This window comes from Olivibacter sp. 47 (genome assembly GCF_030372825.1).
Classification (GTDB): domain Bacteria; phylum Bacteroidota; class Bacteroidia; order Sphingobacteriales; family Sphingobacteriaceae; genus Olivibacter; species Olivibacter oleidegradans.
The window spans coordinates 2,307,576-2,329,300 of record NZ_JAUCNR010000001.1 but is presented as its reverse complement, the minus strand read 5'-3'; the positions used below and the strand labels follow the sequence as shown (position 1 = coordinate 2,329,300).

At 41.2% G+C, this 21,725-nt stretch carries 16 protein-coding genes; 8 read left to right on the top strand and 8 right to left on the bottom strand.

Annotated elements, in window-relative coordinates:
• Entirely contained in the window at positions 1-1,035 is a 1,035-nt protein-coding gene (gene pelA, locus QT327_RS09950; RefSeq protein WP_130857568.1) for a pectate lyase, read from the top strand.
• A gap of 251 nt (positions 1,036-1,286) precedes the next feature.
• On the opposite strand, the gene QT327_RS09945 is transcribed toward pelA, so the two are convergent.
• The 3 genes from QT327_RS09945 to QT327_RS09935 all read right to left on the bottom strand — a co-directional run bounded on the left by QT327_RS09945 (position 1,287) and on the right by QT327_RS09935 (position 5,651).
• On the bottom strand, positions 1,287-3,767 hold the full coding sequence (locus tag QT327_RS09945; protein ID WP_289552740.1) for a glycoside hydrolase family 95 protein: 2,481 nt from the start codon (positions 3,765-3,767) through the stop codon (positions 1,287-1,289).
• Between the two features lie 157 nt (positions 3,768-3,924).
• Complete coding sequence (locus tag QT327_RS09940; RefSeq protein WP_289552739.1) at positions 3,925-4,908, bottom strand: pectinesterase family protein; 984 nt, start codon at positions 4,906-4,908, stop codon at positions 3,925-3,927.
• 8 nt (positions 4,909-4,916) lie between these two features.
• Positions 4,917-5,651 (bottom strand): rhamnogalacturonan acetylesterase, encoded by a 735-nt coding sequence (locus QT327_RS09935; RefSeq protein ID WP_289552738.1) that lies wholly within the window; start codon positions 5,649-5,651, stop codon positions 4,917-4,919.
• 236 nt (positions 5,652-5,887) lie between these two features.
• On the opposite strand from QT327_RS09935, the gene QT327_RS09930 reads away from it, so the two are divergent.
• Positions 5,888-6,913: a LacI family DNA-binding transcriptional regulator gene (locus QT327_RS09930; protein WP_013666147.1), complete on the top strand. Its 1,026-nt coding sequence runs from the start codon at positions 5,888-5,890 to the stop codon at positions 6,911-6,913.
• A gap of 167 nt (positions 6,914-7,080) precedes the next feature.
• Here QT327_RS09930 and QT327_RS09925 read toward each other — a convergent pair whose 3' ends face one another.
• Positions 7,081-8,061 carry a sugar phosphate isomerase/epimerase family protein gene (locus QT327_RS09925; protein ID WP_289552737.1) on the bottom strand — a complete coding sequence of 327 codons (981 nt, stop codon included), beginning with the start codon at positions 8,059-8,061 and terminating at the stop codon, positions 7,081-7,083.
• A 292-nt stretch (positions 8,062-8,353) separates the two neighbouring features.
• Between QT327_RS09925 and QT327_RS09920 the strand changes: the two genes are divergently transcribed.
• From QT327_RS09920 to QT327_RS09910, 3 genes are read left to right on the top strand one after another with little or no spacing between them, the layout of a single operon-like run.
• Positions 8,354-8,824, top strand: a complete 471-nt coding sequence (locus QT327_RS09920) for a RidA family protein (RefSeq protein WP_289552736.1) — start codon at positions 8,354-8,356, stop codon at positions 8,822-8,824.
• Positions 8,825-8,852: 28 nt separating this feature from the next.
• On the top strand, positions 8,853-9,977 hold the full coding sequence (locus QT327_RS09915; RefSeq protein ID WP_289552735.1) for a D-TA family PLP-dependent enzyme: 1,125 nt from the start codon (positions 8,853-8,855) through the stop codon (positions 9,975-9,977).
• Between the two features lie 9 nt (positions 9,978-9,986).
• Positions 9,987-11,066 carry a dipeptidase gene (locus QT327_RS09910; protein ID WP_013666143.1) on the top strand — a complete coding sequence of 360 codons (1,080 nt, stop codon included), beginning with the start codon at positions 9,987-9,989 and terminating at the stop codon, positions 11,064-11,066.
• A 1-nt stretch (position 11,067) separates the two neighbouring features.
• Here QT327_RS09910 and QT327_RS09905 read toward each other — a convergent pair whose 3' ends face one another.
• Positions 11,068-11,709, bottom strand: a complete 642-nt coding sequence (locus QT327_RS09905; protein ID WP_130857573.1) for a hypothetical protein — start codon at positions 11,707-11,709, stop codon at positions 11,068-11,070.
• A 109-nt stretch (positions 11,710-11,818) separates the two neighbouring features.
• Between QT327_RS09905 and QT327_RS09900 the strand changes: the two genes are divergently transcribed.
• The 3 genes from QT327_RS09900 (at position 11,819) to QT327_RS09890 (ending at position 14,183) form a co-directional block, all read left to right on the top strand.
• Positions 11,819-12,070: a hypothetical protein gene (locus QT327_RS09900; RefSeq protein WP_130857574.1), complete on the top strand. Its 252-nt coding sequence runs from the start codon at positions 11,819-11,821 to the stop codon at positions 12,068-12,070.
• 117 nt (positions 12,071-12,187) lie between these two features.
• Positions 12,188-13,105: a helix-turn-helix domain-containing protein gene (locus QT327_RS09895; protein WP_013666140.1), complete on the top strand. Its 918-nt coding sequence runs from the start codon at positions 12,188-12,190 to the stop codon at positions 13,103-13,105.
• A gap of 76 nt (positions 13,106-13,181) precedes the next feature.
• Complete coding sequence (locus QT327_RS09890; protein WP_289552734.1) at positions 13,182-14,183, top strand: aldo/keto reductase; 1,002 nt, start codon at positions 13,182-13,184, stop codon at positions 14,181-14,183.
• A gap of 66 nt (positions 14,184-14,249) precedes the next feature.
• On the opposite strand, the gene QT327_RS09885 is transcribed toward QT327_RS09890, so the two are convergent.
• The 3 genes from QT327_RS09885 to QT327_RS09875 form a co-directional block, all read right to left on the bottom strand.
• Positions 14,250-18,434, bottom strand: coding sequence for a two-component regulator propeller domain-containing protein (locus QT327_RS09885; RefSeq protein WP_289552733.1), 4,185 nt, complete (start codon positions 18,432-18,434; stop codon positions 14,250-14,252).
• A gap of 105 nt (positions 18,435-18,539) precedes the next feature.
• Entirely contained in the window at positions 18,540-19,796 is a 1,257-nt protein-coding gene (locus tag QT327_RS09880; protein WP_289552731.1) for a glycoside hydrolase family 88 protein, read from the bottom strand.
• A gap of 10 nt (positions 19,797-19,806) precedes the next feature.
• The gene (locus tag QT327_RS09875) at positions 19,807-21,693 is read right to left on the bottom strand and encodes an alpha-L-fucosidase (protein WP_242627349.1); all 1,887 of its coding nucleotides are present in this window, start codon (positions 21,691-21,693) and stop codon (positions 19,807-19,809) included.
• Between the last annotated feature and the right edge of the window lie 32 nt (positions 21,694-21,725).

The window sequence follows — 21,725 nt, the reverse complement described above, 5'->3', positions numbered from 1 at the left end:
ATGCTTGCGTTGAAATGTTTTCGGTGGCTTAGTTTAATTTTTTTGCTCTGCTCCTTTGGTTTTGTACAGGAGCAGGAAAAAACGGATCCAACGGCTGAAAACATGTTGTTATTACAAAGAAGCTGCGGTGGCTGGTCCAAATTTTTCAACAAACAAAAAGTGGACTATCAGCATGTATTTACGACATCAGAAATTGCGCTTGCTGAGGAACAAAAAGATTTAACGGATGCTACGATAGATAATAATGCAACCAGTAGCGAAATCCGCTACCTGATCAAGGCGTATGAGAAAACGCAGAATAAATTATATTTAAGTGCGGCAAAAAAAGGCATTAATTATCTTATAGAAGCTCAATATCCCAATGGAGGGTGGCCGCAGTATTATCCCGACACCCATCTTTATCGATCGCAAATCACGTATAATGATCGCGCAATGATCAATGTCTTGCGGATTATGCAAGACATTGTGGCAGCAACAAACAGCTTTGGTATTCTTGGAGAAGACTATAAGCAAAAGGCAAAAAAGGCACTTTATTTGGGTGTCGATTGTATATTGAAAACGCAGGTTATAATAAACGGACAAAAAACAATCTGGGCAGCACAATATGATAAAGATAGGTTACAACCGGCAAAAGCGAGGGTTTATGAATTACCTTCGCTTGCTGCTGCTGAGTCTAGTGATGTTTTGCTTTTCCTAATGGACCAGCCAAAATCACCTCTATTAATAGAAGCAATCGAAACTGGTGTGAAATGGTTTGCCGATCATAAAATTGAGAATAAAGAAGCTGTAATTATTGAAGATTCAACGCAACCTAGTGGAAAAGATCGTGTACTGGTTCACCAACCGGGAACCGACTGCTGGGCTCGCTTTTATGATTTAAAGCAGCAAGAACCTTTATTTGTCGGACGCGATGGTGTACCTCGTCAGACACTTTCAGCTATTGAAAACGAGCGCCGCGTAGGCTATGCTTGGTATGGAAATTGGGGAGATAAAGTAAGGAAGACCTATAAAAAATGGAAGTTGAACCAATTTTAATGGGGTAATTATTCGTATCTTTGTAAATCCTTTCTCATTCACAATTAGTATCTCATTTTTTTAAAAGGTATCACAAGTTGTCTAAATCCACGTTAAGTCCACATCAAGTCCACCTTTAGTCCACGTTATATCCACCTGTCATTCGGTATATCTCCGCTACCCATTGGGTATTCCTTCGGTTTCTATAGTGCGTACCTATATCGGATATAGCTCGAATGGAACAAGAATGTAAATGGGCTTTCACAAGTATCTTACTTTAAGAGAAAATAAGTCTTTCCCTTTTTAGTTGGTAAATCATATTCCTCGAATTCTTCCGTATAATTTGCCGCTAATTTACCTATGTGACTAATTGGTTCTTTAATTTCGGGTACCTTATATAAGAGATTCGAATTTTCGCCTATTGCTTTCTCTACAGCAAGTTTATCGACCATCTTCGCGCTAGCAATCCGGATTCTGCAATTGCCTCCAAGTCGAGAATGTACCTTCAGCTTTTGTAGCTTACCATCTTTCCATGCTATGTCCACAATAAAGCCACCTCGGGCTTTCAATCCTTTCACCTCACCATTCTGCCACTGATCGGGCAAAGCTGGCAAAATGTGTAAACAACCATCATGCGATTGGATCAGCATTTCAGCTATTCCCGCGGTACAACCAAAATTTCCATCAATTTGAAAAGGTGGATGTGCGTCTAACAGATTAGCGTAAGTACCGCCTGCTTCGCCGTTGCCATCATTAGCAGCAGGACTCAGTTGATCAGCTATTAATTTATAAGCACGATTGCCATCCAGTAACCTTGCCCACCAGTTTACTTTCCAACCCATAGACCAACCAGTTGATTTGTCGCCCCGGAAAACAAGTGACTTCTTAGCGGCTTCAAAAAGAGTAGGGTGCCGAATAGGTGATATCTGTGCAGCGGGGTATAATCCATAGAGATGAGATATGTGCCGATGACGGTCATCTGCGCGATCCCAATCTTCCATCCATTCCTGTAACTGTCCGAGTTTACCGATCTGCATTGGGGGCAATCGTTTTAGTTTACTAGCTACAGTGTCCATAAAATCTTCGTCTACCTGCAAAACATGTGCTGCTTCCAGAAAATTTGAAAAGACATCAAAAACCAGTTGATTATCCATAGTAGTCCCGGCTGAGATACCTACACCCGATTGGTAAGAATTTTCGGGTGACATCGATGGCGCTACGACTAACCATTTATGCTTCGGCTCTTCCTGCAGCACATCTACATAAAACTGCGTTACTCCTTTCAGTATCGGATAATATTTAGCCAAGAAGGCATTGTCTCCGTTAAACAAGTAGTGTTGCCAAATATGTTGCGAAAGCCACGCTCCACCCATTGGCCACATACCATAAAAACCACCATCGATAATCCCCGTAACACGCCATATGTCGGTATTGTGATGCATGTTCCAACCCCGAGCACGGTAATAGTTCCAGGCGCTTTCCTTTCCTGTAACCGATAAATCTTCGAGCATAGCAAACAAAGGTTCATGCATCTCGCTCAGATTGGTTACCTCGGCAGGCCAGTAATTCATCTCGGTATTAATATTAACGGTATACTTACTACTCCAAGGAGGTGATAATTTATCATTCCAGATTCCCTGCAAATTGGCAGGCTGCGTGCCTGGACGGGAAGAAGAGATCAACAGGTACCTGCCAAATTGAAAATAAAGCGACACCAATTGCGGATCATTACCTAAATGAAAATCCGCCACTCGTTGATCAGTGGCTTTATTCATAGCAACTGTTTGGCCCAGGTCTAACGATACACGATCAAAGTATCGCCTATAATCTTCTACATGCTTTGATTTGATTTTTCTGTAGCTTTTTTTCAACGCGGTGTTTAGGTAATCATCAGCCCGTTCGCGAGCATCCCCACCCAAATCATGATAATTATTGAAATTTGTTCCGATAGCTATATACACCGTCAATTCATCCGCTTGACGTACACGCAACATTTCTCCTTCTGCTTGTAGCGCCCCCCCTTTTACTTTCGGTTCTACAGCAATTGAGAATTTAACCTGACCTTTTTTGTTCTGCTTATCTCCCGAGGTGCCGTTTACATAGATTCGATTGCCAATAAAATGTTGTTGATGTATGAGATGCGGCGTATTCAATTTCAAATTGCAGCTTATACTTCCTGCTCTATCAGCGGTCACGCGCATCATTATTACCTGATCATGAGCTGTGGCTAAGTACTCTCTTTTATAGGTTACCTCACCTACTCTATAAGTCACCGTAGACAACGCATCAGCAATATCTAATTCGCGCCGATATGCCACTGTTTCACCCTCATGTAAAAAATCAATCCATAAATCACCCGCAGGTTGATAGGACATACCGTAATTATTGTTTGCTTCCGGTTCCCTTGGCATTTCTTTATTCGAAAGGTCTTGAGCCTCTTTGTATTTTCCTGCAAATAACAGACGCCGTATTTCCTGCATAGTCGAATACAAATCTTTGCTACTATTATTTCCCGGTCCGCCCGACCAAATGGTCTCTTCGTTCAGCTGCAGATGATCTTGCTTTACACCACCAAATAGCATCGCTCCCAACCGACCGTTACCGATAGGCAAGGCCTCGTTCCAATGGGCCGCGGGCTTATCATACCAAAGTTTGTATGAATCCGATCCGGTCGCATTAACTGCTGAGTAAATGAACACAACTAATAAAAGAAGGATATATGCACGTTTCTGTAGAAAGGTTGTTTGCATCATAGGATATAACTTAATGGCATAATCGGTTATCAGGTTCAATATTACTAAAAACCTTCCATTTTTCCAACGTTGGCATTCGGATGTATGCAAAATTATTATTCCCCTGATTGATACGGCCGTATACAACACGGTTTACGCTTATAGGACCATATTAACATTAACGGTTAAAAGGAGCCCAATCACCTAATATCTTTTCTTTAGTATATTCCTCAACGTCTTCCTTATTCAGAATCTTAGCCCAATCGACCCTTTTGTCGGAATTTGCGCCAGCGCCCTGACTATTGTACTCCGCATAAAAAACGGTCCTTTCATTTTCTTCTTTTCCCCAATTGTCCCAACCTTCAGGACGAATATGTTCGCCCATATCACAGTTAATATAAACCACTTTCGAATAAGGACGCCAAGGTCGTCCTAAAGCCGCAGAAATGGCAGCATTTGCCGCTGCTAGTTTGCAGTTGATAAATACATAACCATAGGATTTGCCTTGTGGAGTAGAAGCTGCCGTCACATAGCCATCACCTTTGCTGTGCAATTCACATTCCATGAAAAGAGCGGTTGCTGCGCCAAAAACAAAATCTACCGTTCCTTCGATATAGCAATTTTCAAAGTATTGCAAACTTTCCTTGCTTTTATCATCTTGGGGCCCTTTTGTATAAAGTGTATCTTGGAAGCCTAAGAATCGACAGTTTTTAAATGCTACACGATTACCGGTTATGTTAACAGCAACCGCTTGTCCCACGGGTCCGGAGGAATTCGCAAATGTTAGATTTTCAGCGGTGAAATCATCCGCCTCTATAAAAAAAGAAGAAGATCCGGTAGTGCCATAGTTCTTTCCTGTTTCCGGATTAAGTTTGGCAGCAAAATTATCGTAGGTCAACAAGGTCTTATGAGGATCTTCTCCCAGTAATTTGACACGCCGCTTTGAGGACTTTAAAAGGAGACGTTCTTTGTAGACACCGGGTCTTATCAAAATAGTGGTAACATTTTTGCTGTAATCCGGAACAGCATTGAAAGCCTCCTGAATGCTTTTAAAGTCTCCCGAACCATCCTGTGCTACAACGATTGTCGATTGCTTTACCGATGCTAACCCATAAGCCATACTGATAATTAAGAAAACAATACTGCTTAAAGCTCTTCCCATGATGTATCTTATTTAAACTCTTTGACAAGGCTGAGCTTTAGCTCTTTTATCCCCTCCACAGCTAATTTGGCAACAGTCATCGCTCCTTCCTTATTCAAATGTGTATTATCGACAACCCCTTCCGGATAGTTTTTATTTCCCGGTTTTAAGTGGAGGAAGAGTTTTTCGGACTTCCGTTCACCCAATTTAGTTAACAAGCGATTTGTTTTCTCGGTAAGATCAATTAGGGGCACTTGTAAACTATCCGCCACCTCCCGAGTTGCCGCCGGATAACCTTTATGTGTATCAACCAAAACTCCCTGTTCAAAATTGCGTCGTGCAATAGAAGTCAACAACACCGGCTCAGCCCCTTTTTCGCGGGCTTTTTCGACAAACATACTTAGGTTGGCTTTAAATGTGGCTATATCCGTACCTACCTTTGGCTTATTCACCTTTTCGTCGTTATGTCCGAATTGAATAAAAAGATAATCGCCCGATTTGAGTTGATTGTAGATTTCCTGCCACCGACCTTCATCAATAAACGAGCGCGTGCTTCTCCCATTTTTTGCCATATTTCTCACCCGCACGCTTGGTTTAAATAGAGTGGCAAAAGGGACGCCCCAGCCCGTCTCAGGGTACTTATCGGCATCTTTTATAGCCATCGTTGAATCGCCCATCATCCATAGGGTAGTAGGTTGTCTTTTGGTGAAAGCGTACAACAACAGGCTACAAAACAGCAGAAGCAGTAATTTTTTCTTTTCCATTTCTCAGTTGGTACGTTAAGATTTCTAATTTGGTTGTAAGCGTTTACCGGCAAGTTTACATAATTGTTAAACAAAGATGGAAAAGCCAAACAAGAAAATTAGCGCAAACGATACCGGTATCGTTTGCACCTAACCGTCACGATATCTTCCAATTAACAAAAATCGCGACCAAGCTATTGGAAATCGTTGCATTTAAAGTCATTTTTAGCTAAGTTTGATATTCAAAAAAGCTAAATGTGTTTAAACCAATAACAATAAAAGACATTGCTCAAGCACTCAATCTATCCGCTTCTACCGTTTCCCGGGCTTTAAGTGATAGTTATGAGATCAATCCGGAAACAAAAAAGAGGGTATTGGCCTATGCCGAACAAAACAACTATAAACGAAATCCGATTGCTTTAAGCTTAAAACAACGTAAGAGTTATTCCATCGGGGTGGTGGTTTGCGAGGTAGCAAACAGCTTTTTTTCGCAGGCAATTGACGGTATCGAATCCATTGCGTATAAAAATGGCTATAATATCATTATTACGCAAACGCATGACTCGTACGACCGAGAAGTGATGAATATCAAACATTTAGCAAACCGATCAGTAGATGGTATTCTCATCTCTCTATCCGCTGAAACGACCAATTTTGATCATATTAAGAAACTCCATGATGCCGGTTTACCAATTGTCTTTTTTGATCGCATCTATGATGGGCTAGCCACGCACAAAGTGTCTTCCGATAATCGAAATGGTGCAAAAATGGCGACTCAACACCTGATAGAAAAAGGTTACAGAAAGATCGCTCATTTAGCGAATGCACCCCATCTTTCTATTACAAAGGAACGGTTAGCGGGATATAGAGAGGCGCTAACAGAAAATGGTATTCCTATTGAGGAGGCTAACATTACGTATTGTCATCATGGAGGCAGTAATCAAAAAGAGGTGGATGCTGCCGTTCAATATTTTTTATCGATGGATGAAAAACCCGATTCGATTTTCGTGGCGAGCGATCGCCTCAGTATTGGTTGCTTAACGGCAATCAAAAAATATGGCGACAAGGCTTATATGCCAGCTATAGCCGGTTTTTCAAACAGTGACGTACTGGATTTATTCAGCACCGATTTCTCGAGTATACGCCAACCTGCCTTTGAAATGGGCAGGGTGGCGACTGATCGTTTAATTCAGCTCATTGAAAGTAAATATCCCGTCTATGAGCACGAATCCATCGTATTAGGAACGGAGTTGATCGAACGGATTCCGGGTAAACTGCTGTAGGCTTTAGACAATCGGAAATCAGCTTTCAGCTTCATTTATATCACTTAGCAAAGTTATAGTTGGTGCTACGGCTCCTACTACTTTTCTATTATTTATTGCCGAATCACTAAACAGCTCTACTACTTTACCACTTAACGACTCAACTACTCTACCACTCAACTATTTAACTATTTCCCAATCAAATTATCTTTAATATAATTAAAACTCAATCGGATGCTTTCAAAATGGTTCTCCATGTAAATACCATCCTGCTCAACGAAGAAGTGTTTTAAACCTGCTTCCTCCGACTTTTTGAAGATCGCCCTGTAATCTACTGCTCCTGTTCCAACTTCTGCAAATTTGATGTCCTTTAAGATATCCATCGAAGGGAGTGAGTCTTTTCCCTCGCCAACAATAACATCCGGTTTTGATTTATCGATATCCTTTACATGCCACATTTCAAAACGCTTAGGATACTTGGCAAATAGTTCTATTGGATGAGCGCCGGACTTTATTGCCCAAAACATATCCAATTCAAAAGCAACCAAGTCAGGTTGCGTTTCGCTAACAAGTACGTCATATCCTGTTCTTTTGTCTGGTCCATAGCTTCTAAATTCCCAAAAATGATTATGGTATCCAATTTTAAGTCCCAAGCTTTTACAATATTCACCACCTTTATTCAGCTGTTCTGCCATAAATTTAAAGTCTTCAAGCGTTAACTTATCGATAAGATTAAAGGGTGGTACCGGAACAATTAGATAACGTTGACCAAGCTTAACGGCAATATCTGCTTGTGCTTTCAACTCGTCCTCTTGCCCCTTCCCCATTGTTAGAAAATTATTCAGCTGATAGTGCCCGCTATAGGTCTGCAGATTATTGTCTGCCAACACATTTTTTAGCTCTTCGGTACTTAAGCCCCAATATTTGCCGGAGCCTTTTTCTGTACCGTAATCATAAAAAGTTTCGACATGTCCATAACCGATATTAGCTATTTTCATGATCGTTTGCTTCGCGTCTTTCGCAAGCTCATCACGCATTGTGTATAATTGCAAGCCTATTTCCGCTTCCTGAGGACGCTTGTTACCACATGCGGCTAATACCTGGCTACTTACCATAGCAGAAGCAACGGCTAGGCCGGATTGCTTTATAAATTTTCTTCTAGATACCATATTCAAGTGTTATAGGATAATTTAGCTCGTCTAATTTACACTTATTTATGGTAAAATCAAGTTGATGTTGGCGGTAAGCAACTGGCAGTAAGCACTAAGCTTTTATGACGAAGTTGTCATTTACTTGAAAAAAGTTCATATAGAATCGTACGCGACACGTATTTTTATTCTTATTTTGCTATTTAAGAGGCATATGGCTTACGGCTTAGGGCATATCGCTTTGAAAGGTTTTGCCAAATAGAAACAATATCCTACATTTATAGACGTACTAAATAACAAAAAGAACAAAAACATGGAATTTATAGACGCTGATAAGAATTTTGAAGCACTTGGGTTAAGTTTACCTCCTGCACCGGCACCTTTAGGTGTATATAAGCCTTATTTAATTGATGGAAAGTATCTTTATCTTTCGGGACATGGCCCTGTCCGAGACGATAAAAGTCTCATTATAGGCCGCATCGGGGAAACCATCAATATGGAAGACGGTAAACTGGCGGCGCAACAGGTAGGGTTAACGATGCTCTCGACGATCAAAACGAACTTAGGAAGCCTTAATAAAGTAAAACGTGTTATTAAAGTCTTGGGCATGGTAAACTGTACCGGTAATTTTGAGAAACATCCTTATATTATTAACGGTTGCAGTGAATTATTTGCAAAAGTATGGGGCGAAGAAAACGGTATCGGCGTACGGAGTGCCGTCGGTATGGGAAGTTTACCCGACAATATTCCGGTGGAAGTAGAAGCACTGTTTGAAATAGAATAAGAATCGGCCAATCTACTAATCTGATAATATGGAAACTGAAATAGCCTCTACATATAGAATTAGCAATGTAGAAGATATATCGACACCTGCACTTGTTGTTTTCCCGGAGCTTGTAAAAAATAATATTCAGCTGCTGATGTCGATGGTTAAATCAGTCGACAAGCTTCGCCCGCATATCAAAACATCCAAATCGGCTGACGCCATACAGCTTTTGCAACTAGCAGGTATCAACAAATTCAAATGCGCCACAATTGCGGAAGCAGAGCTGTTAGGCGATTGTGGCGTTCAGGATGTATTACTGGCATACCAACCTGTCGGACCTAATATTAATCGCTTTATCGCGCTTGTAAAGCGATTTCCCAATACGTCTTTCGCCTGCCTGGTTGATCAATTTGATATTGCCAGCCAATTAAATCAGGTGGCCTTTGCTGAAAGCTTCAACCTAAATATTTATTTCGACATCAATGTAGGCATGAACCGTACCGGTATTAAAACCGATAAAGTTTCTGCTCTTGCCGAACAATGTTCATCGCTATCGAATTTGATACTTTTAGGTTTACACTGTTATGATGGCCATATTCATGAAGCATCACTAGAGGCACGTCAAAATCAATGCCATCGCTACTTCACGGAAATCGAGCAACTTATTGTACAATTAAATGCGCTTTACCAACGGCGTCTCATCATTGTTGCAGGCGGGACACCAACCTTTCCGATTCATGCTGCGAGCGAGCGGGACGATGTAGAATGTAGTCCCGGAACCTTTATCTTTTGGGATAAGGGTTATCAAAATCTCTTCACGGAGCAACCCTTTCAAATAGCAGCCCTTGTCCTTAGTAGGGTTATCTCAATTATAGATGATAAAAGGCTCTGTTTAGACTTAGGGCATAAAGCTATTGCTTCCGAAAATGAGCTGGGTAAACGAGTGTTTTTTATAAACGCACCGGAGGCCCGTGCTATATCGCATAGTGAGGAACATCTTGTTATAGAAGTTTCCGATACCGGCGATTATACAGTTGGCGATGTTCTGTACGGAATGCCGTATCACATTTGTCCGACAGTTGCTTTATACGATACCGCATTTGCGGTTACAGATAATCAGTGGAACGGCGAGTGGCAGATCATTGCCAGGAAACGAAAACTTACAATTTAAAGACATACTATGTTTATTATAGATGCCCATCTTGATTTGAGCATGAATGCCTTGGAATGGAACCGAGATTTAACCAAATCTGTTAAGGAAATCAACCAACGAGAAGAAGGGTTGACTGATAAACCCGACCGCGGGAAGGCGGTGGTATCTTTACCTGAATTGCGGAAAGGCCGTATAGGCCTTGTAGTAGCCACTCAAATTGCCCGATATGTTGCACCCGATAATCCGTTACCCGGATGGCATTCGCCTGAACAGGCCTGGGCACAAACGCAAGGGCAATTGGCGTGGTACAAGGCCATGGAGGCCAAAGGTGAGATGCGTCAAATAAACAATTTAACGTCATTGGAAGCGCATGTCACTTTATGGAAGGATGAAGGCACTCCATCCGAAAAGAAAGCGATTGGCTACATCTTAAGTTTAGAGGGAGCGGACTCTCTAATCACCACTGAGCATTTGCACCTAGCTTGGCAAAGTGGGCTTCGTGCGGTAGGCCCGGCACATTACGGACCTGGTCGTTATGCCCAAGGGACGGATGCAACAGGCTTTATGGGACCCGAAGGGCGTAAATTATTGGAAGAAATGGAGAAGCTCAACATCATATTGGACGCAACACACCTTTGTGATGATAGCTTTTGGGAGGCATTGGATCATTTCAATGGACCTGTTTGGGCGAGCCATAATAATTGCCGAGCGTTGGTTAATCACAATCGGCAATTTAGCGATGAACAAATAAAAGTGCTGATTGAACGAGGGGCCGTTATAGGTGGCGCTTTAGATGCTTGGATGATGGTTCCCAATTGGCAGCGTGGCATTTCCACACCGAAAGAGATGCAGTGCAATCTGGACGTATTGATAGATCATCTCGATCACATTTGTCAAATAGCCGGAAATTGCAACCACGTCGGTATTGGATCAGATTTGGATGGTGCCTTTGGGAAAGAGCAATGCCCGTATGATTTGGAGACGATTGCCGACCTACAATCATTCAATGAAAAGCTGGCTGACCGGGGCTATACAGCCGACGATATTGTGAAGATATGTCATGGCAATTGGCTACGGTTCTTAAGGAAGGCATGGCAAAACAATTAATTTAGGTTTGAGCAGGTAGATCGATGTCGTTTGTCACCTGCTCATCCTTTTGCTTTGAAAGTCTTTTTCCTATTTGAATTAAGCCAATTACCAGTAATATCATCAAGAAAATATGCAGTTTTCCCCAAACAAAGGCCAGCGTAAGGGCATAGATAGCAAATCCTATCCAATCACGTTTATACTGTAATAATTTCTTTCCGTAAATCAGGTAAAGTCCAATGGGAATTGCCATTAACGTAAAAATCACGAAAGAATGATTTAAATAGGCTGACAATAAATCCCATCGCTTCGACTGTATAAGCGTACCATCAGTTAATTCAAGCCCATAAAAACGATCCCCTCCATTCCTCGATATGTAAGTTACCAGTTGCGATTGCTCTTTAATTTCACTCACTTGCGGGCTTGGAAGATAGTCTTTATTTACATAGCTATGTTTAAGCAGTGGTTGTTGTTTAAATGAAATTAGGATTAACTTTTTATCTCCCTCAGCACTATACTTTTGCTGTATTTCTTGTACCGTCCCGGTCACTTTTTTTAGAAAGGCAGCCGGTATCAAAGCCTTCAGCACCCCTAAACCCAATATACCGATAAGTAAGAATAGGCCTATATGGAGCCACTTTTTTTCGTGGATTATTACGTTCATGCAAATTAGTATATCATGTTTGGTCTTTCAAATCCGCAGCACGGTTATACTAATATACAAACAATATAATATATTAACTGTTTTTCAAATAGGATAGAAAACGATTGTTATGGCAGATACAGCGGACATCTCCTTTAATATAAAGGCTCATATTCAAGGAACGGAAAAAACACTACGCGTGGATCAACTGGAAACAAGTGATGGCGCACCTTATTATAGCTGTTTTGATAAAGACAAGCAGCTAGCAGAAATTCGAAAGGAAGAAAGCAACGAGTGGGTACAGCTTTGGGGTGAACTGGACCAAGCCAGTCTAACTTCGATTGGAAAAGCTATTGAGCAGAAGGAACTAGCTGGTAATTAGCTGTAAGCCGTAGGCTTTGTAGGACTTTCATAAAGATGGGTTGGGCGTGTTATTGCCTAATTGACAAAAGACTATAATCTTCGTATTTTCGTTAGTAATGAGGAACGGAGAACAAATATGATCAATAAAGCAGAGAGCTTACAAGACTTTTATAATAGAAACCCACGGGCTAATCCATTTGGCCTTTCAACCAATAATGCCAATGGTTTGGGCCACTTTAATGTATTTACACGGGAGAATTGTTTTCGATCTACACCATACAATCGGCGGGACTTTTATAAAATCTCACTAATCATTGGTTCCGGACGACTTTACTATGCAGATAAGTGGGTAGATATCGATCGCCCTGCCTTGCTGTTTTCAAATCCTACCGTTCCCTATTCATGGGAAGCAATCAGTGATAAACAGGAAGGTTATTTTTGCCTCTTTACGGCGTCTTTTTTACAAACTGACAGCCCACATTTTCTTTTAAATCAGCTCTCGCTGTTTAAGGTGGGTGGCGACTTCGTTTTCTTTGTAAACGAGGCACAATGTCGGGCTGTGAGTGAGCTTTTCGAAAAGATGATGGAGGAGATTACCACTAACTACGTGCATAAATACGATCTGCTGCGTAATTATCTCCAATTGATTATTCATGAAGCGATGAAAATGCAACCTGTACGAAGTTACTTACCACATTCTTCCGCTTCACGCGTATGCGATTTATTTTTGGATCTTTTAGAACGGCAGTTTCCAATCGATAGTCAAGAAAGGACATTGGGGCTCCGCTCTGCACAAGATTACGCGAACATTCTTTCGGTGCATGTAAATCACTTAAATCGTTCAGTGAAAGAAATCACCGGCAAAACAACCACGCAGCATATTGCCGAACGGTTAGTTAAAGAAGCAAAGGCACTTCTCATTCATTCAGATTGGACCATTTCGGAAATCGCCTATAGTTTAGGTTTTTCCTATCCACCGTACTTCAACAACTTTTTCAGAAAACAAACGCGGATGACACCGGGCATTTTCAGAGAACAGTATGTGCATGTGTGAATTTTATAATAAGTCGTTTGATTAGTATAGGACAGCCTATCTTATTCATCCTAAATTTGTTAAAAAAACATAACATATGGAATACAGAAATTTAAGTAACACAACAGCCCAATTATCTGCTATAGGACTTGGTTGCATGGGGATGAGTTTTGCTTATGGCCCAACCGACGATAACGAAAGTATAGCAACCTTACATAAAGCGCTTGATTTAGGTATCAACTTCTGGGATACAGCTGATATGTATGGAAACGGCGCAAACGAAGAGCTTATTTCAAAGGTGCTTGTTCCAAATCGCGATAAAGTTTTTATCGCTACCAAGTTTGGTTTCCGCTTTAAAGATGGTAAAGCAGGCCCTAGCGCCGCCTCGGGCACCTATTTTGACGGCTCTCCAGCTTGGTTAAAAGTAGCAGTAGAAAATAGTCTTCGTAGGCTTAAGATCGATACCATCGATCTCTATTACGCGCATCGTGTCGATCCAAACATTCCCGTAGAGGAAACCTTCGGCGCCATGGCTGAATTGGTGAAAGAAGGAAAGGTACGCTACCTTGGCTTAAGCGAGGCTTCGGCAAGTTCCTTGAAAAAAGCCCATGCTGTACACCCGATCGCGGCTTTACAGAGTGAGTATTCGCTATTGACCAGGGATGTAGAAGGTGAAATTTTAGACACAGCACGCGCACTGAATATTAGTTTGATTCCCTATTCACCGCTCGCCAGAGGTTTGGTAACCAATGCACTGGATGTCAACAGTTTAGACGAAAGCGATTTCAGAAAAACCTTACCTCGATACAGCGGTGAAAACCTCGCTAATAATCAGTCGTTAGCAGCCGAATTTGCTGCAATGGCCAACGACAAGCAAATTACACCTGCTCAATTGGCTTTAGCTTGGGTGCTTGCACAAGGAAAAGACATGATCCCTATTCCAGGCACCAAAAAAAGAAAGTACTTGGAAGAGAATGCAAAAGCCGTAGACGTTCATCTTAGTCAGTCTGATTTAGACGAGATACAGAAACTCATGGATAAATATCCAAATACGGGCCAACGTTACAGTGAAGGGGCTTTAAAGTTAGTAAATAATTAAATTGATCAGATGAAGATGTAAGGTGTTCGGGAAAGTCTAATAACTTGCTTATAGAACACCTTACATTTAGATCATGTTTAGTTTGCTCTTTTGTTCCATCACGTCTTCTATATACCTTTTTGGCGATTTATGATAAAAAGCTTTAAACGATTTACTGAAATATTTCGGATCAGAAAATCCGACTTTATAGGCGATCTCACTAATAGTTAACCCGCTATTCGTCTCAAGCAACTGTGCTGCTTTCTTAAGACGTACAACCTTAATAAATTCCACTAAATTCAAGCCCGATAGTTGCCTTATTTTACGATACAGCACCGTGCGGCTGACTCCCACTTCGCTTGCCAATGCGTGCACACTGAAGTTATCATCGTTTAAATTCTCCTCTACGATTGTGATCACATCGTCCATAAAGCTGTTTGTTTCCACAACATCAGTCTTATGTGGTTGCAATAAATACTCCTGAACAAACTTCTCTTTAAGTCGTTTTCTGCTTTCCAACATATTGGCAATTTTCCACGCCAACAATTTAAAGCTAAAAGGCTTCGTAATGTAATCATCTCCACCTTCCTTGAAAGCCTCCATCATATAGGGGTCTGCGGTTCTCGCCGTTAATAAGATGACGGGAATATGATTCGTATTTTTTTCTCCTTTGATCTTACGAAGTAAGCTGATTCCATCGCATGTAGGCATCATTACATCTGTTACCACAATATCCGGCTGTATTGATTCAACAATCGGCCAAGCTTCCAAGCCATCTCCAGCTTCGAGTACTTTAAATTTATCCTGCAAGCTTCCCACAATAAATCGTCGCAATTCTACATTATCTTCTACAATCAGCACGACCGACTGGTTAGTTGAGTTATCAACTACTTCGTCCTCTTTTGCGTCGCAAGAGAGCGCATCGTTTAAATCGTTCACTTTGTGTAGCTCCATTTTGTTTTCATTTGCTAATAATTGCGTTGCTTTGAAGTGTGATTTCCCTAGCGGCAATTCAATTCGGAATACCGTGTTAAAATCATTCAACTCCTTTGCGAGATTACTTCGCACGGAAAGATTTCCATGATGCATTTTCACCAAACCCTGAGCCAATGCTAAACCTACTCCAGAACCGGTGTGGGTTTGATCCTCATAGGATTTCGACTGATAAAATTGAGCAAATATATAAGGAAGATGTTTTTCCGGAATACCGCAACCGGTATCCCAAACCTCGATAATACAGTTTCCGGATGGGTATGTCGGCGTTTCTATTTTTTTTTCGATCTGTACCTTGATCCGCCCTTCACTATCGGTAAACTTAAAGGCGTTATAAAGTAAATTGGTGAGCACCTTCTCCATCTGCTCATGATCTATCCAAACATCGACGCCATCATTTATTTTATTTTCAATAGTAATCTGAACATTTTTTTTTGCCGCAAGGAATAGAAAATTACTTACAATTTCTTCCACAAACCGCACAAGGTTTGTTTTCTGTATCTGTAAATCAAGATGGCCACTCTCCTGCTTTCTAAAATCGAGTAATTGATTTACTAAATTCAGCAATCTATTTGCATTCTTATAAGCATTATGCAAAAGCGGCTTCGCATTTGTTGGCAAATCTTCTTCCTGCAAACGCTCAATAGGCCCTACAATTAAAGAAAGCGGCGTTCTAAATTCATGCGATATGTTCGTGAAAAAGTTAAGCTTTGCCTCGTGTATCTCTTTCTGTTTTTCCAAAGCGAGGTGCTCCAGTAGTAATTCGTGTTTTAATTGATTTCTTCCTTTAAGGAACTGGATTACAAAATAGGCGACTATACTTACGAGTAATAGGTATAGACCATAGGCCCACCAAGTTTTCCAAGGTGGCGGCAAAATATGAATTATAAGGCTTGTTGGTTTGCTCCAAATCCCATCATTATTGGTTCCTTTAACCATCAACTCGTAAGTCCCGGGATCTAAATTAGTATAGGTGGCAATGGGTGTATTTACAAAGTTCCAGTCATTATCAAATCCTTTTAACAAATAAGCATATTTATTTTTATCAGCATGTATATAATTCAAAACACTAAATTCTACGCTGAAGACATATTGCTTGTGATTAAGGACCAACTCATCCAATAAAGAAATATCTTTGTCGATGACACTTTGGCTTCCCGGCACTATTTTCTTATTAAACAGGCGTAAATCCGTAAAAACTACAGGCGGTTCAAAATAATTGATACTGATACTGTCCGGATCGAACAATGTAAACCCTGCCGAACTTCCGAAAGCTAAGGTACCATTGGCCAGCTTATGATACGCCCCGTAAATAAATTCATCACCAATTAATCCGTCGATGGTATTGTAATTTCGAACGCTCTCTGTATTCGGATTAAAACAAGATATGCCCGCATTGGTGCTTAACCATAAATTGTGATGGTCATCACTCAAGATTCCGAAAATATTATTTCCGGGCAGTCCCATATTTGCATTAAAGTGCGTAAAGTTGTTATCATTGGGATGGTATAAATTCAGTCCATTCATATAAGTTCCTACCCAAATGCGATGCAACCCGTCTTCGTGTATACTGATGATGTCGTTTCCGCTAATAGACTTAGGATTATTGGGATCGCAAACAAAAGTCTGAAAATAGTCACTGCCTCGTCGCTTTAGATTTAATCCGTTTTGTGTTCCTACCCATAGATTTCCCTGTGAGTCTTCATAAATGGATCGAACCATGTTAGAGGAGAGCTTTTTATTTTCTAGATTATATTTGTCAAAAGAAAGCGTTCGGTCACCTCTACGCTTAACGTTTAAACCGCCACCGTAAGTCCCTACCCATAAGTCTCCTTTACTATCTTCAGCTAAAGCATATATATTGTCATTGGAAAGTGAACGATCATTGTTTGGGTTATGCTTAATATGTTCAAAATTCGTTGCACCCTTCCGCTTTAAGTTGAGGCCTCCATCGTATGTTCCAATCCATAAGTTACCTTCACGATCAATACATAGCGATTTCACGTTATTGTGACTCAGGCTTCCCGCTTCCCCTGCTTGGTATTTAGCATGTTTGAATTTAAGTTGACGATTATCTAAGTAATTTATCCCGCCACCTTCCGTTCCGATTATTAGGTTGCCCATACCATCTTCGGCGAAAGAGCTTACTACATTATAACTTAGGCTATTGTTATGAGGTTGATGGGCAAAATTTTTAAAAGCCGGTATATCATTATCAATCACATTCAGGCCACCAAAGTAAGTTCCAATCCATATGGATCCCCTTTTATCCTGATATATCGGCCTGATAGAATTGTTGCTTAAGCTGTACTCGTCATTGTCATTAGCGTGAAAACTCTTAAACCGTCCGTGTTCATATAAGCTTAAGCCATTAAATGTTCCTATCCACAGTCTTCCCTTCCGATCTTTGGTAATAGATCGGATATCATTGCTAGGCAGACTGTATGGATCGCCTTCGATATGTTTGTGGTAGCTAATCTCGCCTGTTTTTTCATTCAGCACAGCTATACCGTTGGTTTTTGTTGCAATCCAGAAAACATGAGGACTTATTTCCAAAATGGCTACGGCACGCTGGTCACGCGCTTCCGTTAACCTTGCATAAGTTGGATAAGCGCGGTTAATCCTAAGCTTCTTATAAGGGGGCACATAGCTTGTGGAAACTACACCTTCATCAGTACAAAACCATAGTTTATGTTCACTATCTTCATAAATTGATCGAATATTCTTAAAATATCTTTTTTCGTCACCGATGTCTACAGAGATATTATTAAAAACCAGTTCCGCAACAATTTGCGTATCCTCCTTAATCCGGTAGAGCCCTTGATTGGTTCCCACCCACACCTGATGGTCGTGATCTTCCATAATAAAATGGACCGCGGGTTCGCTTGGAGAACTTGCTGTTTCAACATTAGCTAAGGGAATCCTTCTGAAATTATCAAGTGCACGATCGTACAGATTAAGGCCATTTCCTGTACCGATCCACAATCGTTTCTTGCTATCTTCTGCAATCGACTGGATGAAATTATCACCTAATGAAGTAGTATCTTTTGGATTGTTTCTATAAACAATAAATTTGCGTGCATTATATTTATTCAAACCATCTCGTGTACCGATCCATATGAAACCCTTGTAGTCTTGTACGATCGCAAATACACTTCCTTGAGATAACCCTTCAGTTACGTCGAGATGTAAAAATCGGATATCTTTTGCCTCCAAAATATAGAAGCTTGTTAAAAGACTAATCACTACCAACAAAGGCTTCGCAAAAAAACATTTCATTGATTGAATACTAGGTTAACACTATTTGGTTAGCGTAAAAGTACGGAATATATTAGAAACAATGAGCTTGTTTTGTGATCTGGCCAAAACAAATTGGATGCGTTATTACTTTAGCTTTCTCGCTCTTAATAGCGCTTCCAAAAAATAGTAATCGGCATAGCTTAAAGGCTTATCCACCTCCATTCCTGCCGGTTTAGAACCCGTGCTATGCATGAGAATAAAGCCGCGGTTCCTACCTATGTTAGTGGTATAGTGGTCTATCAAATTGTTTAGAAGGCGTGTAGCTTTTTCTCGGTATGCATTGCGTTCCTGACTAAAACCACTTAGTTCCAATAATGCAGAAGCCATAACTGCAGCGGCTGACACATCTCTGGGTTCATTTGGTATTTGTGGAGCGTTGAAGTCCCAATAGGGTACCAAGTCATTTGGCATATTAGGCTGGCTGAAAAGCCATTTAGCTATATGATCAGCTTGTTTCAAATAACGGCGATCTCTTGTTTCGCGGTAACACATTGTATATCCATACAAAGCCCAAGCCTGACCTCTTGCCCAAGTCGATTCATCGCGATATCCCTGATGGGTATTCTTTTTTCGCACATTACCCGTTTCAGGATTGTAATCAACAACATGGTAGGTGCTATAGTCGGCGCGAAAATGGTTCTTCATGGTTGTATTTGCATGGCTGACCGCAATTTTATAAAAAGAAGAATCGCCCGTGAGCTTGGTAGCTGCAAACAGCAACTCTAGGTTGAGCATATTGTCAATAATAACAGGAAAATCCCACTTATCGTTGTTATGATCCCAAGAGCGTATACAACCCACTTTTGGATTAAAACGGGTTGCCAAGGTTTTTGCGGCTTGAATAAGTACTTCCCGATCATGCGGATCATCTGTTAAGCGATAACCATTACCGACGCTACAATAGATTTTAAAGCCCATATCGTGCGTTCTGCCATTGTATTGTTCGTCTTCTGTCATAGTCGTAAGCCTACGGGCTTCCCGTTTCCAATCTTGGTTACCCGTATACTCGTAAAGATACCATAACACACCCGGGAAAAAACCGCTTGTCCAATCGCTTCGCTTTACCACAATTAAATCCCCCTTTTCTGACAGCGACCGGGGAGAAACCAAGGAGGTATCTGATTGGTGAACAGTCGCTAACTCCTTGATCATTAATTTGGATTGTCTTTCAGCCAATTGCCACATTTCTTTTTCTTTTGGGATTACTTGGCTATAAGACAAGTGCGGAAGGAACAAATAGTAAAACAATAGTTGGCATGCAATTGCAACACTGCATTGGGATGCAATTCGCTTCGGTTGTTTCAGGTCTGACTGACGGGTATTGACGAATATAAAAATCATAACTAGTTTTTTAAGGATTAATAGGTATTAACTGAATTTCAAACAGTTTCATAAGTTCATCTCCCACTATTCGATCAGCTTTGAGCTCAAGCATAGACCGTGAATCAGTAAGTGCGATTTCCCCTAAGTCATCTATTACAAAATCTTCGTTCGGTTTATTCTTTTTGGTTTCGCCTTTTAACATCTTTTCACCTATACTGATCTCGTATAAACTACCTAGGGTGTTAGCACTATATTTTATCCTTAACCGGTAAGGTGCAGGTTTGATGACACGAATTGGCCAGTACATTTTTTGTTTGCAAGTTTTCCATCCATCAACATAGTATCGGTTCGACTTCCCATCGCCATACTTAAATTCCTTACCGATCAATATAGCATCAAAGGCAAGTAAACGATTTGGAATATGATCATTCAAAAGTCGGGCGTTATCTACCGACAACACCTTATTTTTCAATTCAATAACGATTACACTATTAACTGGATCCGGCGCCTGAGCAGGAAGCTCAATAGCGAGATCTTCTAAGGTGATCCGCGCTGTAGCGAAGTTTTTTTTCTGATTATTTAAGCAATATGCTCGCCGGATTTCGTTTTTCAGACCTCCAACCAGTAACCTTCCGTCCTTTGGCCAATTGAACACATGTAAGTATAATTTATCTTCGCGCTGCGTAACTACGCCCCAGGATTGAACAGGTAGAGTTGTGGGAGTTGATCCATAGATACTTTCTTTATTCTTGTTAATCCAAATTCCAATGCTATCCAATATCCGCGTATCCTTTGGATCAAAGGCTCCGTCCCCCATTGGTCCGACGTTCATGAGTAGGTTACCTCCTCTTGAAGCGGCTTTTGCCAATAAACGGATAAAGAACGAGGCGGGTTTATGACTATGATCATATTTGGAGTATCCGTAGGATTCATTGGTAGTAGGAATGGCCTCCCAGTCGCCCTTTACCGGATAAAATTCCGCGGGTCTGTCGGCCGTGTTCAAGTAATCGCCAAAATTTCCGCCCGTACTACGCGCGAGGCGGCCGTTAACGACGACCTCAGGATCAGTTTCTCGTATTGCTTTCAAAATACGCAGATTTTCCGAGAAAGGTAATTTGTGCGGCGTATCGAACCATAATATATCCGGGTGGTAATTAAGCAATAGCTCCCGAATTTGTGGAATGGCCTTTTCATTTACATATCGTTGGGCTTTCGGAAGCCATCCCGGATGCTTATCATACCAATCGGCACCTCCGATCAATTTATCACCACCGGGATTATGGTACTCCCAATCATTACCGGGCGCATCCGGATGTTCCCAATCAAAAGCGTGCGAATAGTAAAAGCCGAATTTCATACCATATTTGCGGCAAGCCTGTGCTATTTCGGCCATGGGGTCACGATGAAAAGGCGTTTGCTTTATACTATTAAAATCGGAATATTGCGTATTATACATTGCAAAGCCGTCATGATGCTTGGCTGTAACGATAAAGTAGTTCATCCCGGCTTTTTTTGCTGCCAGTACCCACTGTTCTGCATTAAAATGTACCGGATTGAATTGCTTTGCCAAAGCTAAGTAATCACGTCGACTGATCTTCTCCTTACGCATCAAATGCTCCGCATAACCGCCCACTTCCTTGCCTTTCCATTCGCCACCTGCATGCGAATAAACTCCCCAATGAATAAACATACCAAATTTGGCTTCCCGCCACCAAGCAATCCGTTGGTTGTGTTTACGCATGGCGGCGGTCCACCACCCCGCTTTCGCCTCTTCAATAGCTGTGATATCCCGCATCTTTGGATCATTGTACATTTTTGTTCCCTCGTCACCCACGTCCTGTGCATACAGCGCAGTGTTCAGCATACAAGCAATACTAAAGACTTGAAAGTATAAAAGGTAATTTCGTTTTCTCATTATTTTATCCGTTATCAGATTTCTGCAATCGT

Bases quoted from the DNA above. Each gene is read 5' to 3' on its own strand.
- pelA (WP_130857568.1), top strand. From the start codon at position 1: ATGCTTGCGTTGAAATGTTTTCGGTGGCTTAGTTTAATTTTTTTGCTC.
- QT327_RS09945 (WP_289552740.1), bottom strand. From the start codon at position 3,767: ATGATGCAAACAACCTTTCTACAGAAACGTGCATATATCCTTCTTTTA.
- QT327_RS09940 (WP_289552739.1), bottom strand. From the start codon at position 4,908: ATGGGAAGAGCTTTAAGCAGTATTGTTTTCTTAATTATCAGTATGGCT.
- QT327_RS09935 (WP_289552738.1), bottom strand. From the start codon at position 5,651: ATGGAAAAGAAAAAATTACTGCTTCTGCTGTTTTGTAGCCTGTTGTTG.
- QT327_RS09925 (WP_289552737.1), bottom strand. From the start codon at position 8,061: ATGGTATCTAGAAGAAAATTTATAAAGCAATCCGGCCTAGCCGTTGCT.
- QT327_RS09920 (WP_289552736.1), top strand. From the start codon at position 8,354: ATGGAATTTATAGACGCTGATAAGAATTTTGAAGCACTTGGGTTAAGT.
- QT327_RS09915 (WP_289552735.1), top strand. From the start codon at position 8,853: ATGGAAACTGAAATAGCCTCTACATATAGAATTAGCAATGTAGAAGAT.
- QT327_RS09910 (WP_013666143.1), top strand. From the start codon at position 9,987: ATGTTTATTATAGATGCCCATCTTGATTTGAGCATGAATGCCTTGGAA.
- QT327_RS09905 (WP_130857573.1), bottom strand. From the start codon at position 11,709: ATGAACGTAATAATCCACGAAAAAAAGTGGCTCCATATAGGCCTATTC.
- QT327_RS09900 (WP_130857574.1), top strand. From the start codon at position 11,819: ATGGCAGATACAGCGGACATCTCCTTTAATATAAAGGCTCATATTCAA.
- QT327_RS09895 (WP_013666140.1), top strand. From the start codon at position 12,188: ATGATCAATAAAGCAGAGAGCTTACAAGACTTTTATAATAGAAACCCA.
- QT327_RS09890 (WP_289552734.1), top strand. From the start codon at position 13,182: ATGGAATACAGAAATTTAAGTAACACAACAGCCCAATTATCTGCTATA.
- QT327_RS09885 (WP_289552733.1), bottom strand. From the start codon at position 18,434: ATGAAATGTTTTTTTGCGAAGCCTTTGTTGGTAGTGATTAGTCTTTTA.
- QT327_RS09880 (WP_289552731.1), bottom strand. From the start codon at position 19,796: ATGATTTTTATATTCGTCAATACCCGTCAGTCAGACCTGAAACAACCG.
- QT327_RS09875 (WP_242627349.1), bottom strand. From the start codon at position 21,693: ATGAGAAAACGAAATTACCTTTTATACTTTCAAGTCTTTAGTATTGCT.